At 71.9% G+C, this 25,421-nt stretch carries 24 protein-coding genes, 1 tRNA gene and 1 pseudogene; 4 read left to right on the top strand and 22 right to left on the bottom strand.

Features of this window, described 5'->3' with window-relative positions; genetic code table 11:
• Window positions 1-25 precede the first annotated feature (25 nt).
• Genes CCO04_RS25015 through CCO04_RS25025 form a run of 3 tightly spaced genes read right to left on the bottom strand, consistent with a single transcriptional unit; the run spans window position 26 to window position 3,650 of the window.
• Window positions 26-1,558: a glutamine synthetase family protein gene (locus tag CCO04_RS25015; RefSeq protein WP_215816901.1), complete on the bottom strand. Its 1,533-nt coding sequence runs from the start codon at window positions 1,556-1,558 to the stop codon at window positions 26-28.
• On the bottom strand, window positions 1,555-3,027 hold the full coding sequence (locus CCO04_RS25020) for an amidase family protein (protein ID WP_215816902.1): 1,473 nt from the start codon (window positions 3,025-3,027) through the stop codon (window positions 1,555-1,557). The genes CCO04_RS25015 and CCO04_RS25020 overlap by 4 nt, the downstream gene beginning before the upstream one ends.
• Complete coding sequence (locus CCO04_RS25025) at window positions 3,024-3,650, bottom strand: AmiS/UreI family transporter (RefSeq protein ID WP_215816903.1); 627 nt, start codon at window positions 3,648-3,650, stop codon at window positions 3,024-3,026. Before CCO04_RS25025 ends, CCO04_RS25020 begins: the two co-directional genes overlap by 4 nt.
• A gap of 236 nt (window positions 3,651-3,886) precedes the next feature.
• Here CCO04_RS25025 and CCO04_RS25030 point away from each other — a divergent pair, with 236 nt between their 5' ends.
• Complete coding sequence (locus tag CCO04_RS25030; RefSeq protein WP_215816904.1) at window positions 3,887-5,380, top strand: PLP-dependent aminotransferase family protein; 1,494 nt, start codon at window positions 3,887-3,889, stop codon at window positions 5,378-5,380.
• On the opposite strand, the gene CCO04_RS25035 is transcribed toward CCO04_RS25030, so the two are convergent.
• On the bottom strand, window positions 5,293-6,693 hold the full coding sequence (locus CCO04_RS25035) for a PLP-dependent aminotransferase family protein (RefSeq protein WP_215816905.1): 1,401 nt from the start codon (window positions 6,691-6,693) through the stop codon (window positions 5,293-5,295). The two genes, CCO04_RS25030 and CCO04_RS25035, sit on opposite strands and share 88 nt — an antisense overlap.
• Before the next feature lie 88 nt (window positions 6,694-6,781).
• Here CCO04_RS25035 and CCO04_RS28915 point away from each other — a divergent pair.
• A pseudogene (locus tag CCO04_RS28915) lies at window positions 6,782-7,828 on the top strand (benzoate/H(+) symporter BenE family transporter); the annotation flags it as partial.
• 47 nt (window positions 7,829-7,875) lie between these two features.
• Here the strand turns inward: CCO04_RS28915 and CCO04_RS25040 are convergent.
• The 4 genes from CCO04_RS25040 to CCO04_RS25055 are packed head-to-tail and all read right to left on the bottom strand — an operon-like array spanning window position 7,876 to window position 11,500.
• Window positions 7,876-8,976 (bottom strand): low specificity L-threonine aldolase, encoded by a 1,101-nt coding sequence (locus CCO04_RS25040; protein WP_308281522.1) that lies wholly within the window; start codon window positions 8,974-8,976, stop codon window positions 7,876-7,878.
• Window positions 8,955-9,644, bottom strand: coding sequence for an SDR family NAD(P)-dependent oxidoreductase (locus CCO04_RS25045; protein WP_215816906.1), 690 nt, complete (start codon window positions 9,642-9,644; stop codon window positions 8,955-8,957). The genes CCO04_RS25040 and CCO04_RS25045 overlap by 22 nt, the downstream gene beginning before the upstream one ends.
• Window positions 9,641-10,996 (bottom strand): DUF6421 family protein, encoded by a 1,356-nt coding sequence (locus CCO04_RS25050; RefSeq protein ID WP_215816907.1) that lies wholly within the window; start codon window positions 10,994-10,996, stop codon window positions 9,641-9,643. The genes CCO04_RS25045 and CCO04_RS25050 overlap by 4 nt, the downstream gene beginning before the upstream one ends.
• Before the next feature lie 51 nt (window positions 10,997-11,047).
• Window positions 11,048-11,500, bottom strand: coding sequence for a hypothetical protein (locus CCO04_RS25055; protein ID WP_215816908.1), 453 nt, complete (start codon window positions 11,498-11,500; stop codon window positions 11,048-11,050).
• A gap of 107 nt (window positions 11,501-11,607) precedes the next feature.
• On the opposite strand from CCO04_RS25055, the gene CCO04_RS25060 reads away from it, so the two are divergent.
• Window positions 11,608-12,117, top strand: coding sequence for a hypothetical protein (locus CCO04_RS25060; protein WP_215816909.1), 510 nt, complete (start codon window positions 11,608-11,610; stop codon window positions 12,115-12,117).
• Between the two features lie 1,355 nt (window positions 12,118-13,472).
• Here CCO04_RS25060 and CCO04_RS25065 read toward each other — a convergent pair.
• The 10 genes from CCO04_RS25065 to CCO04_RS25110 all read right to left on the bottom strand — a co-directional run bounded on the left by CCO04_RS25065 (window position 13,473) and on the right by CCO04_RS25110 (window position 20,519).
• Window positions 13,473-13,889, bottom strand: a complete 417-nt coding sequence (locus tag CCO04_RS25065; protein WP_215816910.1) for a hypothetical protein — start codon at window positions 13,887-13,889, stop codon at window positions 13,473-13,475.
• Between the two features lie 662 nt (window positions 13,890-14,551).
• Window positions 14,552-14,624: transfer RNA gene (locus tag CCO04_RS25070), tRNA-Ala, on the bottom strand.
• Window positions 14,625-14,704: 80 nt separating this feature from the next.
• The gene (locus tag CCO04_RS25075) at window positions 14,705-15,316 is read right to left on the bottom strand and encodes a histidine phosphatase family protein (protein ID WP_215816911.1); all 612 of its coding nucleotides are present in this window, start codon (window positions 15,314-15,316) and stop codon (window positions 14,705-14,707) included.
• 2 nt (window positions 15,317-15,318) lie between these two features.
• Window positions 15,319-15,735: a ribosome silencing factor gene (gene rsfS / locus CCO04_RS25080; protein ID WP_215816912.1), complete on the bottom strand. Its 417-nt coding sequence runs from the start codon at window positions 15,733-15,735 to the stop codon at window positions 15,319-15,321.
• A complete protein-coding gene (gene nadD, locus CCO04_RS25085; RefSeq protein WP_308281523.1) occupies window positions 15,732-16,382 on the bottom strand; it encodes a nicotinate-nucleotide adenylyltransferase in 651 nt (216 codons plus the stop codon). The genes rsfS and nadD overlap by 4 nt, the downstream gene beginning before the upstream one ends.
• A 7-nt stretch (window positions 16,383-16,389) precedes the next feature.
• Window positions 16,390-16,554: a hypothetical protein gene (locus CCO04_RS25090; RefSeq protein ID WP_215816943.1), complete on the bottom strand. Its 165-nt coding sequence runs from the start codon at window positions 16,552-16,554 to the stop codon at window positions 16,390-16,392.
• 41 nt (window positions 16,555-16,595) lie between these two features.
• A complete protein-coding gene (locus tag CCO04_RS25095; RefSeq protein ID WP_215816913.1) occupies window positions 16,596-17,057 on the bottom strand; it encodes a VTT domain-containing protein in 462 nt (153 codons plus the stop codon).
• Complete coding sequence (locus CCO04_RS25100; protein ID WP_215816914.1) at window positions 17,054-17,716, bottom strand: CDP-alcohol phosphatidyltransferase family protein; 663 nt, start codon at window positions 17,714-17,716, stop codon at window positions 17,054-17,056. The genes CCO04_RS25095 and CCO04_RS25100 overlap by 4 nt, the downstream gene beginning before the upstream one ends.
• Window positions 17,717-17,791: 75 nt before the next feature.
• Window positions 17,792-19,042: a glutamate-5-semialdehyde dehydrogenase gene (locus CCO04_RS25105; RefSeq protein WP_215816915.1), complete on the bottom strand. Its 1,251-nt coding sequence runs from the start codon at window positions 19,040-19,042 to the stop codon at window positions 17,792-17,794.
• Window positions 19,043-19,223: 181 nt separating this feature from the next.
• Window positions 19,224-20,519: a phospholipase D-like domain-containing protein gene (locus CCO04_RS25110; RefSeq protein WP_215816916.1), complete on the bottom strand. Its 1,296-nt coding sequence runs from the start codon at window positions 20,517-20,519 to the stop codon at window positions 19,224-19,226.
• Window positions 20,520-20,653: 134 nt separating this feature from the next.
• On the opposite strand from CCO04_RS25110, the gene CCO04_RS25115 reads away from it, so the two are divergent.
• Entirely contained in the window at window positions 20,654-22,123 is a 1,470-nt protein-coding gene (locus tag CCO04_RS25115; protein ID WP_215816917.1) for a lysyl oxidase family protein, read from the top strand.
• 81 nt (window positions 22,124-22,204) lie between these two features.
• Here the strand turns inward: CCO04_RS25115 and CCO04_RS25120 are convergent, their stop codons facing one another.
• The 4 genes from CCO04_RS25120 to CCO04_RS25135 form a co-directional block, all read right to left on the bottom strand.
• Window positions 22,205-23,167: an electron transfer flavoprotein subunit alpha/FixB family protein gene (locus CCO04_RS25120; RefSeq protein WP_215816918.1), complete on the bottom strand. Its 963-nt coding sequence runs from the start codon at window positions 23,165-23,167 to the stop codon at window positions 22,205-22,207.
• Between the two features lie 12 nt (window positions 23,168-23,179).
• Entirely contained in the window at window positions 23,180-23,980 is an 801-nt protein-coding gene (locus CCO04_RS25125) for an electron transfer flavoprotein subunit beta/FixA family protein (RefSeq protein WP_215816919.1), read from the bottom strand.
• A gap of 180 nt (window positions 23,981-24,160) precedes the next feature.
• Complete coding sequence (locus CCO04_RS25130; protein WP_252373857.1) at window positions 24,161-24,565, bottom strand: hypothetical protein; 405 nt, start codon at window positions 24,563-24,565, stop codon at window positions 24,161-24,163.
• 5 nt (window positions 24,566-24,570) lie between these two features.
• Entirely contained in the window at window positions 24,571-25,356 is a 786-nt protein-coding gene (locus tag CCO04_RS25135) for an enoyl-CoA hydratase/isomerase family protein (RefSeq protein ID WP_215816920.1), read from the bottom strand.
• Between the last annotated feature and the right edge of the window lie 65 nt (window positions 25,357-25,421).

The raw sequence follows: 25,421 nt of genomic DNA on the forward strand, positions 1-25,421 counted from the left end.
CGGCCGCTTCTACCGGCCGGGGCGGTCAGTACATGCGGAAGTACTCGCGCTGCTCCCAGTCGGTGACCTCGTCCTGGTCGTCGGCGATGCCGTCGGCCGCGAGCGACGCGGTGTAGCGACGCCACTCGTTGCGCTTGAGCCGCAGGTAGTAGTCGACGAACTCGTCGCCGAACTCCTTGCGGAACAGGGCGCTCTGGTCGAGCTCGTCCGCGGCCTCGGCGAGGCTGCCGGGCAGCCGCGGCAGGCTCGTGTCGTGCGGGTCGACCGACATCGGGCCGGGGTCGGTGCCCTCGTCGATGCCGTTGAGCCCGGCCACCAGCTGCGAGGCGATGTAGAGGTAGGGGTTCGCGGCCGGCTCCCCCACCCGGTTCTCGAAGTGGGACGCCGGGTCGTTCGCCTCGCCCAGCACGCGCAGGTACGTGCCCCGGTTGTCGGCCGACCAGGTGGCCCGGTCGGGCGAGAGCGAGAACCGCTCGCTCAGCCGCTTGTAGCCGTTGACCGTCGGCGCCGCGAAGATCGTCGTCGCCGGCGCGTGGGCCAGCAGGCCGCCGGCGTACGCCCGGGCGAGGTCGGAGACGATCCTGTCGTCGCTGGTCGACATGAACGCGTTGGACGAGGTCGCGGTGTCGAAGATCGACTGGTGCAGGTGCCAGCCGCTGGCGTCGAAGCCGGACAGCTTGGGCGCGCACATGAAGCTCGCGTGCAGGCCCTGGCGGGCGCTGACCTGCTTGGCCGCGGTCCGGAAGAGCACCATCGCGTCGGCCGCCGCCAGCGCGTCCATCGGCGCGAAGGTGAACTCCATCTGCCCCGGCCCCGACTCGTGCTCGGTCGTGCGCAGCGGCATCCCGAACGCGGTGATCGCGCGCCGCAGCTCGCGGATGTGCTCCTCGGCCTCGTCGCAGAGGTTCTCGCTCATGAACTGGTAGCCGAGGTTGAGCGGCGCGACGACCGGCGCCTCACCGGGGCTGCCGAAGCCGCCGATCGCGTCGACCTCGTAGCGGCGGTCGACGAGCTGGGTAAGGTACCACTCGACCTCGAGCCCGACCACCATCTGCAGGCCGCGCTCGGCCAGCCGGGCCAGGGCCTGCTTGAGCAGCAGCCGCGAGGAGTACGGCAGCGGGGTCGCCGACTTGAGGTACTCGTCGGCCAGGATCCAGCCGGTGCCCGCGCACCACGGCAGCACCTGGAAGGTGTCCGGGTCCGGCACCAGCAGGAAGTCCGCCGCGCCGGTCATCCCCTCGTTGCCGAGGCCGCCGCCCTCCTCGAACGGGTTGAACACCAGGTCCAGCCCGGTGTCGAAGATGACGCCGCCGGGGCTGGTGTCGATGCCGTTGCGCATCGTGGAGCGGAACGCCGACGGCGTCAGCGACTTGCTGCGGGTCAGTCCGTGCGGGTCGACGTACACGACCCGGATGACGTCGAGGTCGTGCTCGTCGATCGCGGCGAGCACCTGCTCGGCCTTGCGCTGCTGCGCCTCGGACCACAGCCCGTGGTCCGCGATGAAGCCCACGCGGCCGGTGGCCAGGTCCTCCAGACGCGGGTTCGTTGCTTCGTTCATCGGCCTTCTTCTCCTTCGGTTCCTTCGGTTGGGTGGTCGAGCTGCGGGTCGAGTCCCGGGTAGTCGGGACGCCACAGCCGGTTGGCCTCGTAGTCGGCGGCGGTGGCGAGGACGTCGCCGTCGCGGTGCAGCCGCCCCACCAGCTGGACGCCGAGCGGGAGTCCCGCGCGGCTGAGCCCGGCCGGGACCGAGACGGCAGGCTGCCCGGTCAGGTTGAAGAGGTAGGTGAAGGGCGTCCACCCGAGGCCCACGACATCTGCAGCCGCCTCCTCGGGCGGGGCGTCCAGCCCCAGGGGGAACGCCGTGCCGAGCATCGTCGGGGTGAGCAGGAGGTCGAACGCCTCCAGCTCCTCGCGCATCCGCTGGCGCAGCGCGGCCCGCCGCTCGTGGGCACCGGCCAGGTCGCGCGCCGAGAGCGTGCGGCCGTACCTGATGAGGGCGAGCAGGCCCGGGTCGAGCCGGTCGGCGACCTGGTCGAGGTCGTCGCCGTAGGCGACCGACTCGTGGCCGGCCCAGAGCGTCATCATCGTGCCCAGCTGGTCCGGGAGGTCCAGGTCGAGCTCGACCACGTCGTGCCCGGCCCCGGCCAGCACCGCGGCCGCCGTACGGGTCGCGGCGCAGGCCTCGGGTCCGGCGGTCGCGAACCCCAGCGAGGTGACCAGCCGGATCCGCAGCGGCCGCCGCGAGGCCGGGACGACGGCGCCCCGGCCCGGGACGCTCGTCGGGTCCCGCGGGTCGTAGCCGGCCATGTGCCGCACCGCGGTCACCGCGTCCGCGACGCTGCGGGTCAGCGGGCCGACGTGCGAGAGCCCCTCGGGCGAGGCCGGGTAGTACGGGATCCGGCCGAACGTCGGCTTGTAGCCGACCACCCCGCAGAACGCCGCGGGGATCCGCACGCTGCCGCCGCCGTCGGTCCCCACCGCGATCGGCCCGAGCCCGAGCGCAGCCGCCACCCCGGCACCGCCGCTGGACCCGCCCGAGCTGAAGCGCGGGTCCCACGGGTTGGCGCTGGGACCGATCAGCCGGTTGCCCGCATCGCCCTTCCAGCCGCCCTCGCTGGTGTTGGTCTTGCCGACCACCACCGCACCAGCGGCCCGCAGCCGGGCCACGGCCGGCGCGTCCTCGTCGGGGACCAGGCTCGCCGAGACCAGCGAGCCGCGCGTGGTGCGCAGTCCCTTGGTCCGCAGGAGGTCCTTGATCGTGACCGGTACGCCGAGCAGCGACCGGGCCGGCTCCTGCGCGCCCCGGGCGTAGCCGTCATCGGCGATCCGGGCGGCCCGGCGAGCGCCGTCGGCGTCCAGGGTGAGGAACGGCTTGAGCGCGGCGTAGCGCTCGGCCCGGGCCAGCACCTCGTCGAGGACCTCCGAGGGCGAGAACGCCCGGGACCGGAAACCCGCGAGCAGCTCGTCCACCGAGCGGAAGGCCAGCTCGGCTCCGGCCACCGGGGCCGGCGGTGCGACCTGGCTCATGCGCTCGCGACCTCCAGCGTCGCGACCGGCCGGCGCACGGTCGCCACCGCGACGAACACCACGACCACGGCGACCTGCGCGGCGACCACCACCGCGGTGGGCACGTCGGCCCAGCGCCCGGTCAGCATCAGCGCGCCGGGAAGGGTCGTGGTCGTGAAGGCCTGGAGCACGGTGAGCCAGCCGGTCGCCACGGTGAGGTTGTCGAGCCCGAGGGCGAGCACCAGGAAGAACGCCGAGAACAGCACGGCCCACGACAGCCAGATCGCCCCGAACTTCGGGTCGTCGAAGCGGTCGAAGTTCACCCACGCCAGCATCAGCGAGACCAGGACCGCCCAGCCGCAGTACCAGCCCAGACCCTGGCCCGGCAGGTCCCGGAAGTTGTTGAGGGCCACGTAGAGGTAGGTGAACGCGAACAGCAGGAAGCCCGCACTGCCGAGCACCGTCGACAGCTCGGCCTCGCTGCCGCCCGCGACGGGCAGCGCGGTGACCCCGACGGTCGCGACGAGCGTGAGGCCGATGAACAGGTTGATCGGCGCGGTGTCCTTGGGGCTGAGCCGCCCCAACAACCCGAGGCCGTTGCACAGCAGGACGGAACCCACGAAGAAGAGGGCCAGGCTACTCATACCGAAACTCCTTGATGATCGTGCTGAGGGAGGGCGGACGTGCCGAGCCACGTCGTGCGAGGGCGCACGCCGGCAGGTCGGCCGGCGCGCGCGAGGGCGACGGGCGGCGCGAGCGCGGCGGCGAAGACCAGTCCAATTTGGCACCTCCATCACCCGTCCGATTGGCCCGAGGTGTCGGTATCGTTGCGATGTGACGGGGGTCATGCAAGAGGCCAATTCGAGGTAATGGACATCACATGATGGATCTGTCCGCGGCGTTGACCGCCGAGCTGAGCACCCGCCTGCGCGGCGAGGGCGAGCGCCACCGGATCGTCAGCGACACGCTCCTCGAGCTGATCCGCGACGGGCGGATCGCGGCCGGCCAGCGGCTGCCCGCCGAGCGGACGCTGGCGACCGCGCTCGGCGTCTCGCGCACCACCGTGGTCCGTGCCTACGCCAGCCTGGAGGCGATCTCCGCGCTCGACCGCCGGGTCGGCAGCGGCAGCTACGTCACCTCCGCGCCCGGCGCCGCGACCCTGCCGCGGATGATGGACCTGACCGACGGCACCGCCGACCGCGAGCCCGCCCACAGCCAGGGCCTGATCAACCTCTCGATCAGCACGCCGGCGGTGCTGGGCGAGATGCGCGAGGCGATCCGCTCGACCGCCGACGAGGTCTTCGCCCGCGCGATGCTCGCCACCCAGCACACCGAGGGCGAGCCCGAGCTGCGCGCATGGGTGGCCGACTGGTACACCCGCCGCGGCCTGCCGACCGATCCCGCGCAGGTGCTGATCACGGCGGGCGCCCAGCAGGGCCTGGCGATGAGCACCCAGCTGCTGCGCCGTCGTACGGCGCCGTTCGTGGTCGAGGCGCCGACCTACCTCGGCCTGCTCGACCTCGCCCGGATGCGCCGGGCCCGGCTGCTGAGCGTGCCCGCACTGACCGACCCCGAGCGGATCGCGGCCGCCGCCGAGCACGTCGCCGGCCAGGCGCAGCCGCTGTTCTACGTGATGACCACCTGCCACACCGTCACCGGGCACTCGATGCCCGCCGGCGACCGCGAGCTGCTCGCCCGGCTGGTCCACGACAGCGGCGGCCTCGTGGTGGACGACGACATCCTGGCCGACCAGCTGTTCGAGCCGGCGCCGGCGCCACCGCTCGCGGCCTTCCTCGACGAGCGCCGGGTGATCACCGTGGGCGGCACGAGCAAGCTGCTCTGGGACGGGCTGCGGGTCGGCTGGCTGCGCGCCCCGCAGTCACTGATCCAGAGCCTGGTGCGGATGAAGAGCGCCTACGACCTCGGCACCTCGGTGATCTCCCAGCTGGTCGCGCTCGAGCTGCTCCAGCGCGCCGACGAGATCGGCGCCCGCCGGGTCGACGAGGCCCGGACCAAGCTCGCGCTGACCACCTCGCTGCTGCGCGAGCGGATGCCGGAGTGGTCCTGGCAGGAGCCCCACGGCGGACGCTCGCTGTGGGTCGAGCTGCCCGCCGGCAGCGACGCGGCCCGGTTCGCCGCCCAGGCGGTCGGCAGCGGCGTCGCGGTCGCCACCGGCGAGACGTTCACCGGCAACGGCTCCCACCGCGACCACCTGCGGATCGGCTTCGTGCAGCCGGCCCCGGCGCTCGCCGAGGGGCTCGCCCGGCTGGCCGCGACCTGGGCCGGCTACGCCGACGACTCCGCGCGCTCGGCGACGAGCCCGGCCAGGCGTCGTACGCCCTCGGCGATCTGGGGCTCCGACGCGGCGCTGTAGGACAACCGCATGTACGGCGCGGGCGGCTCGTCGACGAAGTAGTGCGCCCCGTCCCCGACGAGCACCCCGGCCGCCTGCGCCGCTCCGGCCAGGGCGGCCGTGTCGACGCCCTCCGGCACCCGCACCCACAGGTGGATGCCGCCGCGCGGCGGATGGGTCAGCCGCAGGTGCGGACCGTGCGCGCGCACGTGGTCGATCATCGCGTCGCGCCGCTCGGTCAGCCGGGACCGCAGGACCTTGAGGTGGCGCGGCCAGGCGGGCGCGGTGAGCAGCCCCAGCGCGGTCTCCTGGAGCAGCGCCGGCACGCACATGTCCTCGGCGATCCGGGCCGTCCGCAGCCGCTCCCCCGCCGGCCCGCGGGCGACCACGGCGGCGATCCGCAGACCGGGCGCGACCACCTTGGTCAGCGTCGCGATCGACACGACGTGCCCGTGCGGGTCCTCGGTGAGCAGCGGGAGCGGCGTCGGGCCGTCGAGCCCCAGGTGCCGCGCCCAGTCGTCCTCGACGACGAACGCGCCGTGCTCCGCAGCGAGGGCCAGCACCTCGGCCCGCCGCTCCGGGCTGAGCACCGCGCCGGTCGGGTTCGCGCAGCCGGGCTGCAGGTAGACCACCCGGGCCCGGGTCCGCTCCAGCGCGTCGGCGAGCAGGTCGGGCCGGATGCCGTCGAGGTCCGCAGGCACTGCGGCGAGCTCGAGGCCCGCGGCCTGGGCGGCGAGGACCGCGCCCGGATAGCTCGGGCTCTCGACGAGCACCGTGTCCCCCGGCTCGGCCAGGGTGCGCAGCACGAAGACCAGCGCCTGCTGGCCACCGGGGACGACGAGGACGTCCCCGGGCTCGGCGTCGTAGTCCGCGGCGAGCACCCGGCGCAGGTCGGGCAGGCCGGCGACCGGCACCATCGACCACGCCCGGGCACTGCGCACGGCCCGGCTCGCCTGGGCGCGCAGGGCCTCGGTGGGCTGGAGCTCGGCCGCCGTGTAGCCCCAGGAGAGCTGGATGTCCTCGGCGCCGCCGTGGGCGCCGAGCCGGCCGGCGCGGCGCGGGTCGACCCGGGCCCGGCCCAGCGCCTGCGACTGCCAGCTGTAGTCCGGCTCGGGCTGCGCCCGGCGGCCGGCGACGAACGTGCCGCGCCCCGGCTCGGCCCGGACCAGGCCGAGCGCGGTGAGCCGGGCGAGCGCGGCCGAGACGGTCGCCGCGCTCGCGGCAAGCTCGCGGGAGAGCTGACGCACCCCGGGCAGCCGGTCGCCCACCGCCATCGTCTCAGCCCGACGGCGCAGGAGCTCGGCGATCTCCGCGGCTCTGTTATCGTCGTTCATGAAGGCAGTAGATAACGTTACTCACTCTGCACGCAAGGCGTTACGCGCCGTCGGCCGGGACGCCTCCGTCTCCGCCGTGGTGGCCGGGATGATCTCGGCGCTGGTGAACTACTCCGGCCCGTTCCTCATCGTGCTCGCGGCCACCCGGGCCGCGGGTCTCGACGAGGCGCACACGGCGTCCTGGGTCTGGGCGGTCTCGATCGGCAACGGCGCGTGCAGCATCGTGCTGAGCGCCTGCACCCGGATCCCGGTCATCGTCGCCTGGTCCACCCCCGGCGCGGCCCTGCTCATCGCCTCGCTGGAGGGCATCGCCTTCTCCGACGCCGTGGGCGCCTTCCTCGTCGCCTCGGTCGCCGCGGCGGTCGTCGGCTGGACGGGATGGTTCGGGTGGCTGCTCGACCACATGCCCGCACCGGTGCTGCAGGCCCTGCTGGCCGGCGTGCTGCTGCCCTTCGTCGTCACCGCGACCGGCGCCTTCGCCTCCGCTCCCCTGCTGGCCGGCAGCGTGATCGTCACGTTCTTCGCCGGCAAGCGCTGGTTCGACCGGTACGCCGTCCTCGCCGCGCTCGTCGTCGGCATCGTCGTCGCCGCGGTCACCGGCGCCTTCGAGCCGATCAGCACCGGCCTCGCGGTCACCGTCCCGGTGCTGACGATGCCCACCTTCGACCCCGCCGCCCTGGTGAGCATCGGGCTCCCGCTGTTCATCGTCACGATGGCCTCGCAGAACGCGCCGGGCCTGGCCCTGCTGCGGGCCGAGGGCTACCGCCCCGACGACCGGCTGCTCGTCGGCTCGATCTCGACGGCGTCGGCGGTGCTCACGCCGTTCGGCAACCACGGCATCAACATCGCCGCCATCACGGCCGCGATCGCCACGGGTCCCGAGTCGCACCCGGACCGGGACCGGCGCTGGATCGCGGGCCTCTCGGCCGGGACGGCGTACCTGCTGGTGGGGGTGTTCGGCGGCTTCCTGGTCGCGGGCTTCCAGTCGATCCCGGCCGAGACGATCACCGCGCTGGCCGCCGTCGCCCTGCTCGGCTCGACCCTGACCGCGCTCAGCGGTGCGACGAGCGGGGACTCGCGCAGCGGCGTCGCCGCGCTCACCACCCTGGCCGTCACGATGAGCGGCGTCGTGCTGCTCAGCGTGGGCAGCGCGTTCTGGGGCGTGGTCGCAGGATCCGCGGTCTACGTGGCGCTGCGGCCCATCTCCTCGCGCAGGGCGCCGACGAACGCGTCCACGTCGTCCTCGGTGGTGTCGAACGAGCACATCCAGCGCACGTCGCCGGCCGCCTCGTCCCAGAAGTAGAACCGGTGCCGCTCCATGAGCCGGCGGCTGACGTCGTGCGGCAGCCGGGCGAAGACGCCGTTGGCCTGCACCGGGTAGAGCACCTCGACCCCGTCGACCTCGCTCACGCCGGCGGCGAGCCGCTGGGCCATCGCGTTGGCGTGACCGGCCAGGCGCAGCCAGAGACCGTCGGCGAGCAGCGCCTCGAACTGCACCGAGACGAAGCGCATCTTGCTGGCCAGCTGCATCGAGAGCTTGCGCAGGTGCTTGAGGTGGCTGACGCCCTCAGAGTTGAGGACGACGACAGCCTCGCCGGCGAGCGCGCCGTTCTTGGTGGCGCCGAACGAGAGCAGGTCGACGCCGGCGTCGGTCGTGAACTCCCGCACCGGTACGCCGAGCGCCGCGGCCGCATTGGCCAGCCGGGCCCCGTCGAGGTGCAGGCGCAGACCCAGACCGTGCGCGTGGTCGGCGAGCGCCCGGATCTCGCCGGGCGTGTAGAGCGTGCCGAGCTCGGTCGACTGGGTGATCGAGACGACCTGCGGCATCGCGCGGTGCTCGTCGTCGAAGCCCCAGGCCTGCCGGTCGACCAGCTCGGGGGTGAGCTTGCCGTCGGGGGTCGCCACGGTGTGCAGCTTGAGCCCGCCCATCCGCTCGGGGGCGCCGCCCTCGTCGACGTGGATGTGCGCGGACTCGGCGCAGATCACCGCGCCCCACCGGTCGGTGAGCGCCTGGAGGCCGACGACATTGGCGCCGGTCCCGTTGAACACCGGGTAGGCCTCGACGCCCGGGCCGAACAGCCCGGCCATGATCGTCTGGAGGTGCTCGGTGTAGACGTCCTCGCCGTAGGAGACCTGGTGGCCCCCGTTGGCCAGCGCGATCGCGGCCAGCACCTCGGGGTGCGCGCCCGCGTAGTTGTCGCTCGCGAACTGGCGGGCCTCGGGATCGTGCCGCCGCTGCGCGGCGGTGGTCCCGGAGGTGGTCAGGGTCGCGGCGTCAGCCACAGGCGCTCTCCGTTCAGCTCGGCGGTCGGCCGGTCCCACAGACCGGCGATGGTCGCGGCCAGCTCGTCGACATCGGTGAACCCGGCGAACGCGGCGTCCGGACGGGCCGCCCGCATCGCCTCGTCGACCAGGGCCTTGACCACCACGATCGTAGCGGCGGCCGTCGTGCCGGCCTTGGCGAAGGCATGGCCCAGCGCGAGGGTCCAGGCCTCCGCGGCGGCCTTGGCGGCGGCGTACGCCGCATTGCCCGCGGTCGGCGCGCCCGCACCGGCCGCGCTGACCACCACGAACCGCCCGGCGGGCGCCGCGGCGAGCGCGTCCTGCGCGGCGAGCGAGGTGTGCTGGAGGGTGCGGACGAGCAGCGGCTCGAGCACCGCCCAGTGGTCGAGCGCCTCGGCGGTGAGCCCCTTGCCCCCGCGCCAGCCCCCGACGAGGTGGACCATCCCGTCGAGCCGGCCGTGCCGGGCGACGACATCGTCGACCCACTCGCGCGTGGCGGCCGCGTCGAGCAGGTCCACCACCGCACGGTCCGTCGCTGTGGTCGCCTGGTCGAGCCGGACCGGGTCGGCGTCGGCGGCCGCGACCGTGAAGCCGGCCGCGGCGAGCCGTCGTACTGCTGCCTGGCCGGCGGGACCACCGGCCCCGGCGACCGCGACGACGCGGGTCATGCGGCGGCCGTGATGCCGCGGGTCTCGGCGATGACGTTCTTGAGCTTCTTGGCCAGCGCCTCGAAGAACATGCTCAGCGGGAACTCGTCGGGCAGCACGTCGTCGACCAGCTCACGCGGCTGCTTGGTGAGGTCGAGCGCCTCGGCGCCACGGGCCCACTTGGATGCCGGGTGCGGCGCGAGGTAGCGGCTGACCAGCTCGTAGCCGGCCTGCCAGTGCACGAGCTTGGGCCGGTCGATGCCGTCGCGGTAGAGGTCCTCGATCTCGGTGCACAGCGCGTTGGTCACCTGGGGCGCGAGGTCCCAGTCGATGCGCAGCTTGTTGTCGGTCCAGCGCAGCGCGTCGTGCTGGTGCAGGTAGGCGAAGAGCAGCTGGCCGCCGAGGCCGTCGTAGTTGCGGGTGCGCGTGCCGGTCACCGGGAACCGGAACATCCGGTCGAGCAGGATCGCGTGCTGCACGTCCTTGGCCTGGGCCACGCCCTCGGCCTCGAGCTCGACGGCCGCCTTGAACGCGGTCAGGTCGCAGCGGAGCTCCTCGAGCCCGTACATCCAGAACGGCTGGCGCTGCTTGATCATGAACGGGTCGAACGGCAGGTCACCGTGGCTGTGGGTGCGGTCGTGGACCATGTCCCACAGCACGAACGCGTCCTGGCTGCGCTGCTGGTCGTCGATCAGGTCGCGCACCTCGTCGGGCACCTCGACCCCGAGCAGGTCCACCGCCGCCTCGCTGACCCGGCGGAAGCGCGCCGCCTCGCGGTCACAGAAGATCGCACCCCAGCTGAACCGGTCCGGCACCTCGCGCACGGCGACCGTCTCGGGGAAGAGCACCGCCGAGTTGGTGTCGTAGCCACTGGTGAAGTCGTCGAAGGTGATCCCGCAGAACAGCGGGTTGTCGTAGCGCGTCGCCTCGAGCTCAGCCAGCCAGTCGGGCCAGACCATCGTGAAGACGACGGCCTCCAGGTTGCGGTCGGGGTTGCCGTTCTGGGTGTACATCGGGAACACGACCAGGTGCCGGCGCCCGTCGGTGCGCTCCCGGGCCGGCTCGAACGCCATCAGCGAGTCGAGGAAGTCGGGCACCCCGAACCCACCCTCGGCCCACCGCCGCAGGTCGGCGCCGAGCGCGCGGTGGTAGGCGGCGTCGTACGGGAGGAGGGGCGAGAGCACCTCGACCGCCTCCACCACCCGGCCGACCGCCGCGGACACCGTCTCGCGCGCGGGCGCCTCGGGTGCGTCGAAGTCGATGGACCCGTCGGCGCGCTGCCACGGACGGATCTCCTCGACGGCGTCCTTGAGGGTCCGCCACGCCGGCTGGGCGACGAGGGAATCACGGTCGGTCGAAAGAATCTCCGTCATGAGACCCATTAGACAGGAAATCTTCCTGTCCGTTCAACTCCTGTGCGGGTTCTAGCTGGTCATCGACATCGCGAAGACGGCGAAGACGAGCACGAGGAGCGCGAAGGGCGCGAGCGCACCCCAGCGGACCGCCCGCGCAGCCGGTCGGCCCCACCGCCGCCGTACGAGGGCCGCGACGAGGACCGACAGGGCGAGCGGCGCGAGCGTGAGCGGGAGCCACGGCGTCCCCTCGTCCAGGAAGTCGTCGCGGTCGACCATGAAGCGCAGGGCCGCGAGGTTGAGCGCCGTACTGAGGAGGAAGCAGGCGACCACCCGGGGCCGGCCGCCTGCCCGCCGGCCGGGCGTCGTACCGGTGGCGGGGATGGGCGACCCCGTCACCGAGAAGTCGCCGACCTGGATCCCGTGGGTCCCGTCGGCCCGCACGGGCGCCTCGATCTTTCCCTTGGTGACGCGCACCTTCTGCGCCTGCTCCCACAACGACGAGCCCCAGCCGGTGTTGGACATGCCGCCTCCTCGTTCACCTCAGGACGATGCTGCTCCCGCTCCCCCAGCGTAGGCGCCGCCCGCCGATCCAGCCGGGAGACGCGGACCGCAGTGTTAGCGTGCTGGCCATGCGCGCCATCGCTCGGGCCCTCACCGTGCTCCTCCTCGCCCTCGGTCTCCTGCTCACCGCCTCCCCCACCCCGGTCCACGCCACCGGCACCCCCGGGTCCGTCGCGGTCGCCGAGCGGGCCAAGGCCAAGAGCCCGAACGGCACCTACCGCGGCGCCGAGACGCCCACCGAGCCCAACCCGCTCGACCGGCTCGAGATCAAGTTCAAGGTCGCCAAGAACGGCCGCGTGATCAAGAAGTGGATCGTCACGATGAACGTGATCTGCGGCCTCGACGTCCGGCTCATCGTGCAGTCCATGCCCACGATGAAGGTCAAGAAGAACGGCCGCTTCAACCGCGTCTACGCCGGCACCCTGGCCAACGGCACGCAGTACCGCCTCCAGGCCACCGGCAAGCTCGTCGCCAAGAAGCGCAAGGTCACCCAGGGCACGTTCTCCTACAAGGTCGGCGCGTGCCAGCGCGGCACCAGCACTCCCCTGCGCTGGGCAGGCAAGCGCGTCTCCCGCTGACCCCACCTCGGCTTGGCACAGAGGACGACGATCAGCAGGCCGATCGCGAACCCGATCGCCAGCACGAGGCCGTACCTCGCCCGGCGCACCTGCCGCCCTCACCTCGCAGCGGCCCGGAGCTGTGCCACATCGCAGCGATCGTCGCCGCCAGCCCTCGGGGTCGGCGGCATCCTCCAGCGCACGCTCGGACATCGGCCCATCGCCCGCATCTCCTGATGCGACGGCCACGGGTGTCGAGCACGAGCTGATCGATCGTGGACGTGCGGTGCGTAGTCCGGGTCACCGGCCCCAGGTCAGATCAGCGCTGCCTCAGGAGGCGACCGCCGTCCGGAGAGACCAGGTCAGTGCAGAACTGGACCTCGGCCGCGGCCTATTGCCAGCGGCCGTGATCACGGGACCACCAGCGATGTAGGCGAAGGAGCTGCCCTCGTGGTCAGAGCGCTCAAGCCGGCGGCCGCGTCGATTGCATGCAACGTCCTCGGCTCCGCGGCCGGCCACCAGGACGGTGGCGCCGACGTCGAGGCCGGTCTGCCGAATCACCCCCACCTCTGGTTCCGCCTTCTCGAACGCAGGCGACAGAAAATCCGGGGCATGGAGATCGAGCGCCCCTGGAGCGCTCCCGATGCCACTCGCTCGACAACGACGACGACCTACCCCTCAGCCAACAGCTCGCCGACTCAGCCCGAGCGACTCCGATGAGCCGAGTGACCGGCTTGCCCTCCATGTGCTCGAACCGAGGCGCGGACCCGCGGTCCCTGTCCTGCGCACCACGGCCGGCCGTCGTATCTCGCCCCGAGCGGAATAGCACCTTGTGCGGCTCGGCCGCTGCCGGGACGTCTGCAAGGTGGGCCGAGACAGCGATCCTCCAATGACGACGAAGGACGAACCAGGCATCCGGGACAGCGTGCCCCCGGCTGAGCTGCCAGACGCACAACCAGAGACAGAGGAAGTGGCCGCACAGAGGGCCTAATGCGAGTCCGCACGAAAGTGCGTACCCAGGATGCGGACAAGCACGTCCTCTGTGGGAGCGATTACATCTCACCCGCATTGCAATATGCCAAAGGCGTCCTAGCCCGGGGCGCACCACGATGCGCACGTGCGACAGGTCGCCCTAGGAAGGTCGAGGAGTCATGACGCTTCGATCTCCCCCAAATCCCAGAGAATCCTCTCAAATTGGTGCTGGAATTCCTCGGCGAGAAGAGTGGAACCTCCGACGTCGAAGCCCCCTCAGGAGAGTCGGCTCTCCTTGGCGGCGCAGATCTGGGCCGCGGCTGGCCCGCTTCCACTGGAAGTGGGCCAGCCGTAGCACTGAACCGCAAGGCACCTTGGGCCCTCGGGTCCTCGCGGGAGGTTCGCTAGGCGTCGCAGCGCTTGCTGGCGGCAGTGGATCCGCCGTCGTTGAGGTTCTCGTTCCAGACCCAGCCGTACGTCTCCGAGTTCGCGACGCGCACGTGGGTCCAGTAGTTGCCCTCAGTGTTGCGAACCCAGCAGTGGTAGAAGAGATCCTTCGAGTTGGAGATGGTCACTCCTGAGCACGCGGCGTACGGCCCTGACCGCAGCGGCGTCCCCCCAGTCTTGGTTCCCTTGCCCGCGCCGGCGCTCTTGTTCTGCCACGCCGGGTGCGTGCACGTCGCAGCGGTGGCGGGCGCGCTGGGCGACAGCACGACCAAAGACGCCGCAAGCAAGGGCAGGGCCGCCGAGGCCGCCAGCGCTCGCCCTGTTCGCCGAATTGTCATGATTCCTCCGAGAAAGGTGTCGAAATAATAGGTCACTGACTTTCAACCAAACAGGAGCGGGCCAACGCGGAAAGAAGTAGCAAGTCCATTGCGTGAACCCGTCGTCAGTGGAGGGAACTTTAGACATACGGCAGCTCGGATGTAAATGGAAACTGCACAGCCAAAACACGGCTTCCGCCGATCGCCGGCAGAAGAATTCACATGAATCCTCTGGGGACCGAAGGTGAGTCGAACCGTAGGCAAGACCGGTGATCTTTCCAGATCGATGCGAGGGCTTCGCTTACATATCGGCACCTAGAGAGGGCGCGACTCGACTTGAAGAGCAAACTTCGGAGCTCGCGCTATCGGCGTCCCGATCAGAGAGGGCGGCCATCGCCCCAGAAGGCGCCCCCAAGGCGTGGACGAGCGCCAGGGAGCCGATGACCGACCGCCCTGCCCAGATGAGCATCCCGGCGAGTCGGCTGCCGGAGCATGCGCGAGCACGGCGGGTTCTGACCAGCCCGGGAGCTCGACCTCGACCGACGACACCGAAGGTCGCCTGAGCCCCGAAAGCGGTCACCCGTGCACCGCTCCCACGAAGCACCGCGCCCTCCCGCCCACCTGCCCGCAGACCGAAGGCCAAGGTTCGCCGCATCGCGCCTGAGCCGGAAAAGCACGAGAGCCCGGCCGCTTCAGCGGCCGGGCTCTTCGTCATCCGGTGGAGGTGAGGGGACTCGAACCCCTGACCCCCTGCATGCCATGCAGGTGCGCTACCAGCTGCGCCACACCCCCGGGGTCATCGCCGCGCCCTGGGGCGAAGCAACGACCGGAATACTAGCCAAAGGATCCCCGCGAGGTGAAATCGGGGTGCCTCACAGGTTGTACGACGCCAGCGCCCACTCCCCCGAGGGCCGCTGGTCGAGCACGACGCGGCCGCAGTTGCCGAGGCCGCGCAGGTCCTGGGCGACGGTGAGGGGCCAGCCGAGGAAGCGGACCAGGCCGACGCGGGTGGCGGCGCCGTGGGAGACGGCGACGCCGGTCTCGCCGGGGGCGAGGGCGGTGGCGAGGTCGGTGAGGGCGGCGGCGTAGCGGGTGGCGACCTCGTCGGCGGTCTCGGCGCCGGGGATGTCGTCCCACTCGCCGAGGCGGAAGCGGGTGAGGGCGTGGCCGTCGGTGGCGCCGAGCTCGGTGTGGGTCAGGCCCTGGTACTCGCCGAGGTGGAACTCCCGCAGCCGCGCGTCGTACGACGGCACGAGCCCGGCTTCCTTGGCGATCTCCTCGGCGGTCGACCGGGCCCGGGCGAGGTCGCTGGACCACACCAGGGCCGGCGACAGCGCGGCGACGAGGGGCGCGACGGTGCGGGCCTGCTCGAGGCCGACCTCGTCGAGCTCGACGTCGGTCTGGCCCTGGATGCGCAGGGCGGCGTTCCAGGCGGTCCGGCCGTGCCGGACCAGCACGAGGCGGCGGTCGGGCGCGACCGTCACGCTCAGTCCTCGGCCGGTGCGGCGGGCGAGGAGGGCGACGAGGGAGCGGTGGGCCAGTTGATCTCGGCCGGGAGGTCGATGACCGGGCAGTCGCGCCAGAGCCGCTCGAGGGCGTAGAACTCGCGCTCCTCGGCGTGCTGGACGTGGATCACGACGTCGCCGTAGTCCAGGAGCACCCAGCGGCCGTCGCGGTGGCCCTCGCGGCGGATCGGCTTGGCGTCGAGCTCGCGGAGCTTGTCCTCGATCTCCTCGACGATGGCGCGGACCTGGCGGTCGTTGGCGCCCGAGGCGAGCAGGAAGGCATCGGTGATGGCGAGCTGCTCACTGACGTCGAAGGCGAGCTGGTCGGTCGCGAGCTTGTCGGCGGCGGCGAGGGCAGCGGTCCGGACGAGGGTCACGGCGTGGTCGGTGGCGGTCATTGTTCTCCGGTCGAGTGGGTGGCGGGGTAGAGCCCGTGCTTGGTGATGTACTGGACGACGCCGTCGGGCACGAGGTACCAGACGGGCTGGCCCGCCCGCTGCCGCTGCCGACAGTCGGTCGACGAGATCGCCAGCGCGGGGATCTCCACCATGGTCACCCGGTCGTGCGGAATTCGCGCAAGTGTCGCGGGGTCCATCTCCGAGCCGGGCCGGGTGCAGCCGACGAAGTGGGCCAGGGCGAACAGCTCGTCGGCGTCGCGCCAGCTGAAGATGTCGGTGAGCGCGTCGGCGCCGGTGATGAAGTACAGGTCGGCGTCCGGCCGCTCCGCGCGCAGGTCGCGCAACGTGTCGATCGTGTACGTCGGCCCGTCCCGGTCGATGTCGACGCGGCTGACCGTGAACCGCGGGTTGGCCGCCGTGGCGACCACGGTCATCAGGTACCGGTGCTCAGCCGGCGAGACCTGCCGGTCCGCCTTCTGCCACGGCTGGCCGGTCGGCACGAAGACGACCTCGTCGAGGTCGAACCAGCCCTGGACCTCGGACGCGGCCACCAGGTGACCGTGGTGGATGGGGTCGAACGTGCCGCCCATCACCCCGATCCGGGTACGACGGCCGGCGGCCGGCGCGGCGGATGCCGACCCCGTCACGAGAGGCTCAGCTGTGGTCGCGGCCGCCGCCGAACCACACCAGTCCGAGCAGCAGGAACAGGAGGAAGGCCAGCACGGCGCCGCCGATGTACCACGGGTTCACGGCGGGCTCGCCGTGCTCCTCCGCGGCGCGGACGGCGAGGACGGCGGCCTGGCTGATCTGGCTGAGCATGGGCGCATCGTATCCAACCCCGGCCGGGGCCCGCGCACTCCCTAGTGGATCGCGAAGTCCACGCCGAGGAAGAGCAGGGTGAAGCGGATGGTGCGGCCCACGAACACGGTGGGCACGAAGGCCCACATCGGCATCTTGAGGATGCCGCCGATGGCCGCCATGGCCAGCAGCGGCGGGATGCCGACGGAGGCGGCGAGGAACATGATGGCCGCGGCGTACCAGGGGCGGCCCTGCATGCGGCCCATCCACTTGTCGTAGCTGGCCTTGATCTTGGGCCCGGAGAGCTTCTTCTGGGCCCACTTCGACTCCGAGCCGCGGCGGGCGGCCTCGTAGACGATCACCTTGCCGACGGTGGCGCCGGCGCCGGCGGCGATCCCGAGCGAGATCGCGGCGGCGGTGCCACCCTCGGCGGCACCGGCACCGAGGATGTAGACCTCGATCGGCAGGAACGGGAGCAGGGCGGACGCGATGCTGAAGGCAAACGTCGTCAGCCACAGGATCATGCCGCCGCAGCCTTCCCGTTCACGTCGGTGCGCTCCGGCACGGGGACGCCGAGCTGGAGCAGCCAGCGCAGCGAGACGCACTTGAGCACCAGCAGCCCGATCGCGATGATCGCGCCGAGCCAGACCCAGCCGGTGACGAGCAGGATGACCGCGAAGGCCCCGGAGTTGGCGGCCTTGCCGACGCGCGACCAGTTCCAGAGGTAGATCCGGCGGTCGATCACGTGGAAGTAGTTGGGGCTGCGGATCGGCCAGGCGAGGAAGGCCAGCGACAGGTACATGTCGATGACCATGAACTCGAAGAGGTAGATCGCGATCGGGATCCCGATCCACGTCATCGGCTCGTCGCTGATCCACCCGCCGGGCTGGAGCCAGATCAGGCCGACGTAGAGCGCGCCGCAGCTGAGCCGGTCGCACATCATGTCGACGACCGCGCCCATCCGGGTCTCGCAGTCGCGCCAGCGCGCCCACTCGCCGTCGATGCTGTCACCGACCCAGTAGGTCACCAGGCCGATCACGATCCAGGTCAGGCTCTCGTCGTACGCCGCCCAGACCGCGATCGCGAGGGTGATGACGGTACGGACGAACGTGATGATCGTGGCTCCGGTGAAGAGCCGTTCGTCGGACGGATCGGCGTAGATCCGGTCCGGGGAGCCTGCCATGGGCGCAACCTATCGCGGGACCCTCGCGGATCCGGGTATCGGGAGGTGAACGGGGAGGAACGGGGTGCGACGCCGCTAGCGGACGTGGCCGTCGCCGATGACGACGTACTTGGTCGAGGTCATCTCGGGCAGGCCCATCGGGCCGCGCGCGTGGAGCTTCTGGGTGCTGATGCCGATCTCGGCGCCGAAGCCGAACTCGCCACCGTCGGTGAACCGGGTCGAGGCGTTGACCAGCACGGCGGCCGAGTCGACCTCGGCGACGAACCGGCGGGCAGCGCCCTGGTCGTCGGTCACGATGGCGTCGGTGTGCCCGCTGGACCAGGTGCGGATGTGCTCCAGCGCCCCGTCGAGGTCCGGTACGACGCGCGCGGCGATGTCGAGCGAGAGGTACTCCTGGCCCCAGTCGTCGTCGGTGGCCGGCACCACGCCGTCGTACCCGGCGAACGCGCCGTCACCGTGGACGAGGACGTCGGCCGCCTGCAGGGCCGCCACCACACGGGGCAGGAACGCCTCGGCGATGTCGGCGTGCACCAGCAGCGACTCGGCGGCGTTGCACACCGAGGTCCGGTGGGTCTTGGCGTTGAGGACGATGGCGAGCGCCTTGTCGAGGTCGGCCGCGCGGTCGACGTAGACGTGGCAGTTGCCGACACCGGTCTCGATCACGGGCACCGTCGACTCGTTGACGACCGACTGGATCAGGCCGGCTCCCCCGCGCGGGATGAGGACGTCGACCTGGCCGCGGGCGCGCATCAGCGCCTTGACGCTGTCGTGGGTGTCGCCGGGGACCATCTGGACCACGTCGGCGTCGAGGCCCGCGGCGGTGATCGCGTCGCGCAGCACGGCGACGATCGCGGCGTTGCTCGAGCGGGCGGAGGAGCTGCCGCGCAGGAGGACCGCGTTGCCGGACTTGAGGCAGATGCCGGCCGCGTCGGCGGTGACGTTGGGCCGGGCCTCGTAGATCATCCCGACGACGCCGAACGGGACGCGTACCTGGCGCAGCTCGAGCCCGTTGGCGAGCACCCCGCCCCGGACCACCTCGCCGACCGGGTCGGCGAGCCCCGCCACGTCGCGCAGGCCCTGGGCCATGGCGTCGAGGCGCTCGGCGGTCAGCCGGAGCCGGTCGATGATGTTGGGCGGCGTGCCGTCGGCCTCGGCCCGGGCGACGTCCTCGGCATTGCCGGCGAGGATCTCGTCGGCGCGGGCGACCAGGGCATCGGCCATCGCGTGGAGCGTGGCGTCCTTCTGGGCCCGGGTGGCCAGCGCCAGCCCCCGGCTGGCGACACGCGCGCGCTGCGCGACCTCACGGACCTCGACCTCGGCAGTCATGGGGCCAGGATAGATGTGTCAGGGCGTGGCTCTTGAGTCAGCGTCGTCGCGAGCGGTGTTTGCGGCCGATCGGGCAAGGCGGAGGGCCGAAGGCGGGCCGGAGGCCCGTCGAGTGCCCGACAACGCCGCCCGATCGAGTCGCAAGCACCGCGCAGCAGGCGCTGGCTCGAGAGCCGCGCCCCTAGGCGCAGGGCCGGGACGTCGGCTTGCTCCCCGTGCGGTGCGTGGCTCGCGGGCTGCGCCACATCCGCCACCACTGGGCGTCGTACGCGCGGACGGCGGCGGCGTCGTGGACCTCGAAGGTGACCTCGTCGCTGCTGAGCCCGGGCGCGGACCAGTTCTCCGAGCCGGTCCACACCACGCGGGTGCCGCGGCCGCGGAAGAGGCCGTCGACGGTGACGTACTTGAGGTGGGAGTAGCAGCGCGAGCCGAAGACGATCTCCTCGCCGCTGGTCGCGGGCTTCTCCCCCCAGTCCCAGTCGGCGGCGCGGACCGGGATGCCGACCTTGCGCAGGATGCTCACCACGGGCGCGCTGATGACCGCGCCGATCACCGAGATCTGGCAGCCCTCGCGGCGCATCGAGGCGAGCTCGCGGGCCAGGCGCTCGCCGCGGGCGCCGTACCAGGCGTACATGTTGACCCGGACGACGCTCCGCCCGCCCGCGCCGTAGCCCGCCGGCGCCCGGCAGCCGACCTGGCGCAGCCGGCGCAGCTGCGGGTCGCCGGAGCGGGCGACGAGGACCCGGCCGGGCGCGGACGCCGGCCGCTGGAAGTCGGCCCGGAGCGTGTCCGACTGGTAGGTGACGTAGCGCGGCGCGACCGCCCGGTCGCGCTTGAGCTGGTCGAAGACCGAGACCCAGGCCGAGAACAGGGCGTCGTCGCCGTAGACGGTGATCGCGTCGTTCCACTGCCCGTTGGCGGCGGCGCGGCCCAGGTTGCTGGAGCTGTTGATCACCACCGAGCGCGCGGCGCCGGACTGGGTGAAGGCGTAGACCTTCATGTGCAGGTTGCCGGTGCGCGAGCCGTTGCGGCACGCGGCCTTGCAGATCACCAGGAAGCTGCTGCGCGACGGGTTGCGGCCCAGGCGGCGCTGGAGCCGCTTGATCACCGGGTTGACCAGGTTGTCGTTGACGACGATCTGGACCGCGACCCCACGGGCGCGGGCCTGGAGCAGCAGGTCGGCGGTGTCCGAGCGGTCCACGTTGTACGTCGCCACCCGGATCGTCGCGCCCGCCGGGGTGTGCCGGATCGCCTGGTGCACCCGCTTGACCACCTGGCGGCGCTGGGCCGGGCGTCCGGTGGGGTCGTTGAAGACCGGCCCGGTCGCGGGCAGCCAGGCGGCGCGGGCCGCGGCCGGTCCGGAAGGGCCCGGCGAGGGCTGCTCGTGGGCCGCCGGGGCGGGCGCCGTACCGGACGTCGCGAGGAGGCCTCCGGCCACGATCGCGACCAGCAGTCTGCGTCCTTGGGTCCCGAGCACCGAAGCAATGTATATCGATGGACTTAAATCACTCAATCGCGAGCGCAACCAAAGGGCGACGGTGCGCGTCGATGTAGGCAGGGGATCCCCCCACCCACCCCCATCCCCACCCCCCATCCCCACCAGGAGGAAACGTGAAGCTGCGTCTCGGAGCCGCCGTCGCGGCGCTGACGGTCGCCGGGCTCACCCTGCCCGGCTCCGCCACGGCCACCACGGCGACCACGCCGACCGCCGCCAAGGCGGCACCGACGGGCTCGCCCGTCGCGCTGCGCGGCCCGGCCAAGGTCGTCGCCTACAGCGAGGGCGGCCGGGTCTACGGGGACCTCGGCATCAACCTCGCCGCCGCCACCGACCACGCCTTCGAGGTGCGCTCGACCCGCGCCGACTGGAACAGCCCGATCCGCACCGTGTGGCAGTCGCCGTCCGGCCCGGTCGCGCTGCCGGCCCAGACCAGGTGGGACGCCCTGAGCCGCTTCGTGCGGCTCACGATCCGCCGCGCGGACGGCTCGGTCGCCCGCACCCGGTACGTCGACACGTGCCTCAACTCCTACAACACCCAGCGCACCAACCCGGACGCGCCGCTGCGCTCCCCCTATCCGGAGAGCTGCCCGGCCAACCCGTTCACCATCGGGGCGGTCCAGGGCATCCAGGCCGGGTGGGTCTCGGGCATCGAGACCTGGAACACCAGCTTCAAGCTCAAGCCGGGCAAGTACACGATCACCGCCGACATCAACGCCGCCTACACCCGGGCCATCGGCATCGCCCCGGCCGACGCGACGCGCACCTACAAGCTCGTGGTCCGCAAGACCCAGGGCGAGGGCGAGGAGCCGGGCCACCGCGGCGGGCACAGCGCCGCCGAGCGTCCCTCGGCCACCCGGCCGAGCAGCGCCCGCTCCGGCGCGCCCACGGACGCCGTACCGGACCTGCGGTCGCTGCCGGCCTTCGGCATGACGCTCTCCCCCAACAGCAAGCGGCTGCGGTTCTCGGCGACCGTGTGGAACGCCGGGGACGGCCCGATGGTGGTCGACGGCTTCCGCCGCGGGCGCTCGGACATCATGGACGCCTACCAGTACTTCATCGACTCCGACGGCAACCAGACCGGCTACCGCCAGGTCGGCACGATGATCTGGCACAAGGCGCCGAGCCACAACCACTGGCACTTCCAGGACTTCGCCCGCTACACGCTGCTCAAGGCCGACATGAGCGAGGCGGTGCGCTCGCGCAAGGAGTCCTTCTGCCTGGCCAACACCGACGCGGTCGACTACACGGTCCCCGGCGCCGACTGGAAGCCCGAGGGCACCGACCTGCACACCGCGTGCGGTGACCGGAGCACCGTCTCGCTGCGCGAGGTGCTGGCGTCGGGGTCGGGTGACACCTACTCGCAGTTCCGCGCGGGCCAGGCGTTCCGGATCGACAACCTGCCCAACGGCATCTACTACATCTCCGTCGAGGGCAACCCCGACCGCAACCTGGTCGAGTCCGACACGACCAACAACGTCGCGCTGCGCAAGATCAAGCTCAGCGGCAAGCCGAAGCACCGCAAGCTCACGGTCTTCCCGGTCGGGATCATCGACGACTCGGGCTACGGCTACGACGAGGAGTGAGCGCTCCCCCGAGATGACGAACGCCGCGGCGACCAGGTGGTCGCCGCGGCGTTCGCCGTTCAGTACGTCGTACCGGTGGGCTCAGCCCTTGCGCTTCTCGATCTCCGCGGTCACGGCCGGGAGGACGGCGTGGAGGTCACCCACGACACCGAAGTCGACGAGCTCGAAGATCGGCGCCTCCTCGTCCTTGTTGACGGCCACGATGGTCTTGGAGGTCTGCATGCCGGCGCGGTGCTGGATCGCACCGGAGATGCCGTTGGCGACGTAGAGCTGCGGCGAGACCGTCTTGCCGGTCTGGCCGACCTGGAAGGTGTGCGGCTTCCAGCCGGAGTCGACGGCGGCACGCGAGGCGCCGACGGCGGCACCGAGGCTGTCGGCGAGCGCCTCGACCGCGGTGAAGTCACCGCCGGTGCCACGGCCACCGGAGACCACGATCGCGGCCTCGGTGAGCTCGGGACGACCGGTGGCCTGACGCGGCTGGGCGGCCACGATCTGGGCGGTCTTGGCACCGTCGGAGATCGTCGCGGCGAACTGCTCGACCGCACCGGCGGCCTTGCCCTCGACGGGCGCGGCGGCGTTGGGCTTGACCGCGATGATCGGGGTGCCCTTGACCACGCGCGAGGCGACGGTGAAGTTGCCGGCGAAGACGGACTGGGTGGTGACGATCTCGCCACCCTCGACCTGGACGTCGACGGCGTCGGTGATCAGGCCCGAGGAGAGCTTGATCGCGAGGCGACCGGCGATCTCCTTGCCCTCGGCGGAGGACGGGATCAGGATCGCGGCGGGCGAGGTCTTCTCGGTGAGCTGCTGGAGCACCTCGGCCTTGGGGGCCACGAGGTAGCCCTTGATCTCGGCGTCGTCGACGACGTAGACCTTGGCCGCGCCGTAGGTCGCGACGCTCTCGGCAACGGCGGCGGCCTGGTCGGCACCGCCGATGAAGACGGCCGAGGGCTCGCCGATGCGCTGGGCGATCGCCAGGAGCTCGTAGGTGGGCTTGCGGACCGCGCCATCGACGTGGTCGACCAGAACGAGAACTTCAGACATGGATCAGGCTCCTCAGATGAACTTCTTCGAGGCGAGGAACTCGACCAGCGCCGTGGCGCCGGACCCGTCCTCGTCCTTGACGATCTCGCCGGCAGTCCGCGGCGGGCGGGCGGTCACGGTGTCGACGGCCGTCCACGCGGCGTCGAGGCCGACCTCGGAGGCGTCCACGCCGATGTCGGCGAGGGTGAGCGCCTCGAGCGGCTTCTTCTTCGCGGCCATGATGCCCTTGAACGACGGGTAGCGGGCCTCGCCCGACTGGTCGGTCACGGACAGGACCAGCGGCAGCGTGCCGCCGATGACCTCGGTCGCGGTGTCACCGTCACGCTTGATGCGGACCTGGTCGCCCTGGGTCTCGACGACCGCGGCGAGGGTGACCTGCGGGAGGCCGAGCCGCTCGGCGAGCATCGCCGGGACGACGCTGAGGCCGCCGTCGGTCGACGCGAGGCCACCGATGACGAGCTCCGGGACGCCGATCTTCTCGATCGCCTTGGCGAGCACCAGCGAGGTCGCGACGGCGTCGGAGCCGGCGATCGCGTCGTCCTGGACGTGGACCGCCTTGTCGGCGCCCATCTGCAGCGCCTTGCGGACGGCGGCCTCGGCCTCGGCCGGGCCGACGGTGAGGGCGGTGACGGTGATCTCCTCGTCGGCGCGCTTCTCCTTGATCTGGAGAGCCTGCTCGACGGCGTACTCGTCGAGCTCGGAGAGGAGACCGTCGACGCCGACCCGGTCGACGGTGTTGTCCGCCTCGAACTTCCGGTCGGCCGTCGCGTCGGGGACGTACTTCACAAGGACGACAATGTTGGAGAGAGTCATGGTTGTGGCCGGACCGGCCCCTTCCTGTGCATCGTGAGCCCTGCCGCGTAGCCCGGGGCAGGGAACAGCTGTGGTCCTGAGAAGGACAGCGTCTCGCAGGCTACCGTCCGGTCACCAACGACGGGAACCGCGTCTCAGTGGACTACCTCACAACCCACGCCCGGCAGGACGTGGCGTGCGTCACGGCCGGATGATCCGCTCGAGGATCCGGCCGAGGACCAGGTAGACGACGGCGCCCAGGCCGTAGTTGAACAGGGCGGTCTTGACCGCACCGTTGGGGTCGTCGAAGGCCTTGACCGGGTTGTCGAGGTCGAAGAACCCGAGGTCGAAGACGTCGGCCAGGTCGCGCGCGAGCTTGACCAGGCCGTTGTCGCTGTTGGCCTCGAGCGCATAGGTGAACGCCGCGATCGCCAGGACCAGGGCCAGCACCATGCAGACGATCCAGACGCCGCGGGCGACGATGTCGCGCACCCGGGCCACCGCCAGCGACCGGGTCGGGGCGGCCGGCGTCGCCGGGGCGGCCGGCGTGGCCGCGGTCGGGGGCGGGGTCACCTTCTCGTCCCGCTCGTCCTTGCTCTCCGCCATGGGGATCACCGTCCTCCGAAGGTGGCCTTGCCCGGGCCGTTCTCGATGAAGGACGCCATCCCGGTGGCGCGGTCCTCGGTCGCGAAGACGCCCGAGAACGCCTGCCGCTCGATCGAGAGCCCGGTCTCCAGGTCGACCTCGAGACCGCGGTCGACGGTCTCCTTGATCGCCCGCAGGGCGTAGGGGGCGGCGGTCGCGAACGTCGTGGCCCAGGCGAGCGCCTCGGCGTAGACGTCGGCGGCCGGGACGACGCGGTCGACCAGGCCGATCGCGAGCGCCTCGTCGGCCTTGACGAACCGGCCGGTGAAGAGGAGGTCCTTGGCCTTGCTCGGGCCGATCAGGCGCGGGAGCCGCTGGGTGCCGCCGGCGCCGGGGGTGATGCCGAGGAGCACCTCGGGCTGGCCGAGCACCGCGTTGTCGGCGGCGAAGCGGACGTCGGCGGCCAGCGCGAGCTCGCAGCCGCCGCCGAGGGCGTAGCCGTTGACCGCGGCGACCACGGGCTTGGGGATCCGGGCCACGGAGTTGACCGCGTCCTGCAGGGCGCCGACCCGGTCGACCATGTCCGTGTAGGACATCGTCGACATCTCCTTGACGTCGTTGCCGGCGGCGAACACCCGCTCGCCACCCCACACGACCACGGCCCGTACGTCGGCCCGCTCGGTGGCCTCGGCCGCCGCCACCCGGAGCTCGTCCTGCACCTGGATGCTGATGGCGTTCATGGCCTTGGGTCGGTCGAGCCGGATGGTGCCGACGCCGTCGGCGACTTCCAGGCGGACGAACTCGCTGGTCATCTGATCCCTCTCGTCAGGGCCGTGGCGGCATGCGGGAGCACGAGTGGTGCCCCCGCTGCGCATTG

Origin of the sequence: Pimelobacter sp. 30-1 (genome assembly GCF_018831735.1) — a bacterium.
Classification (GTDB): domain Bacteria; phylum Actinomycetota; class Actinomycetes; order Propionibacteriales; family Nocardioidaceae; genus Nocardioides.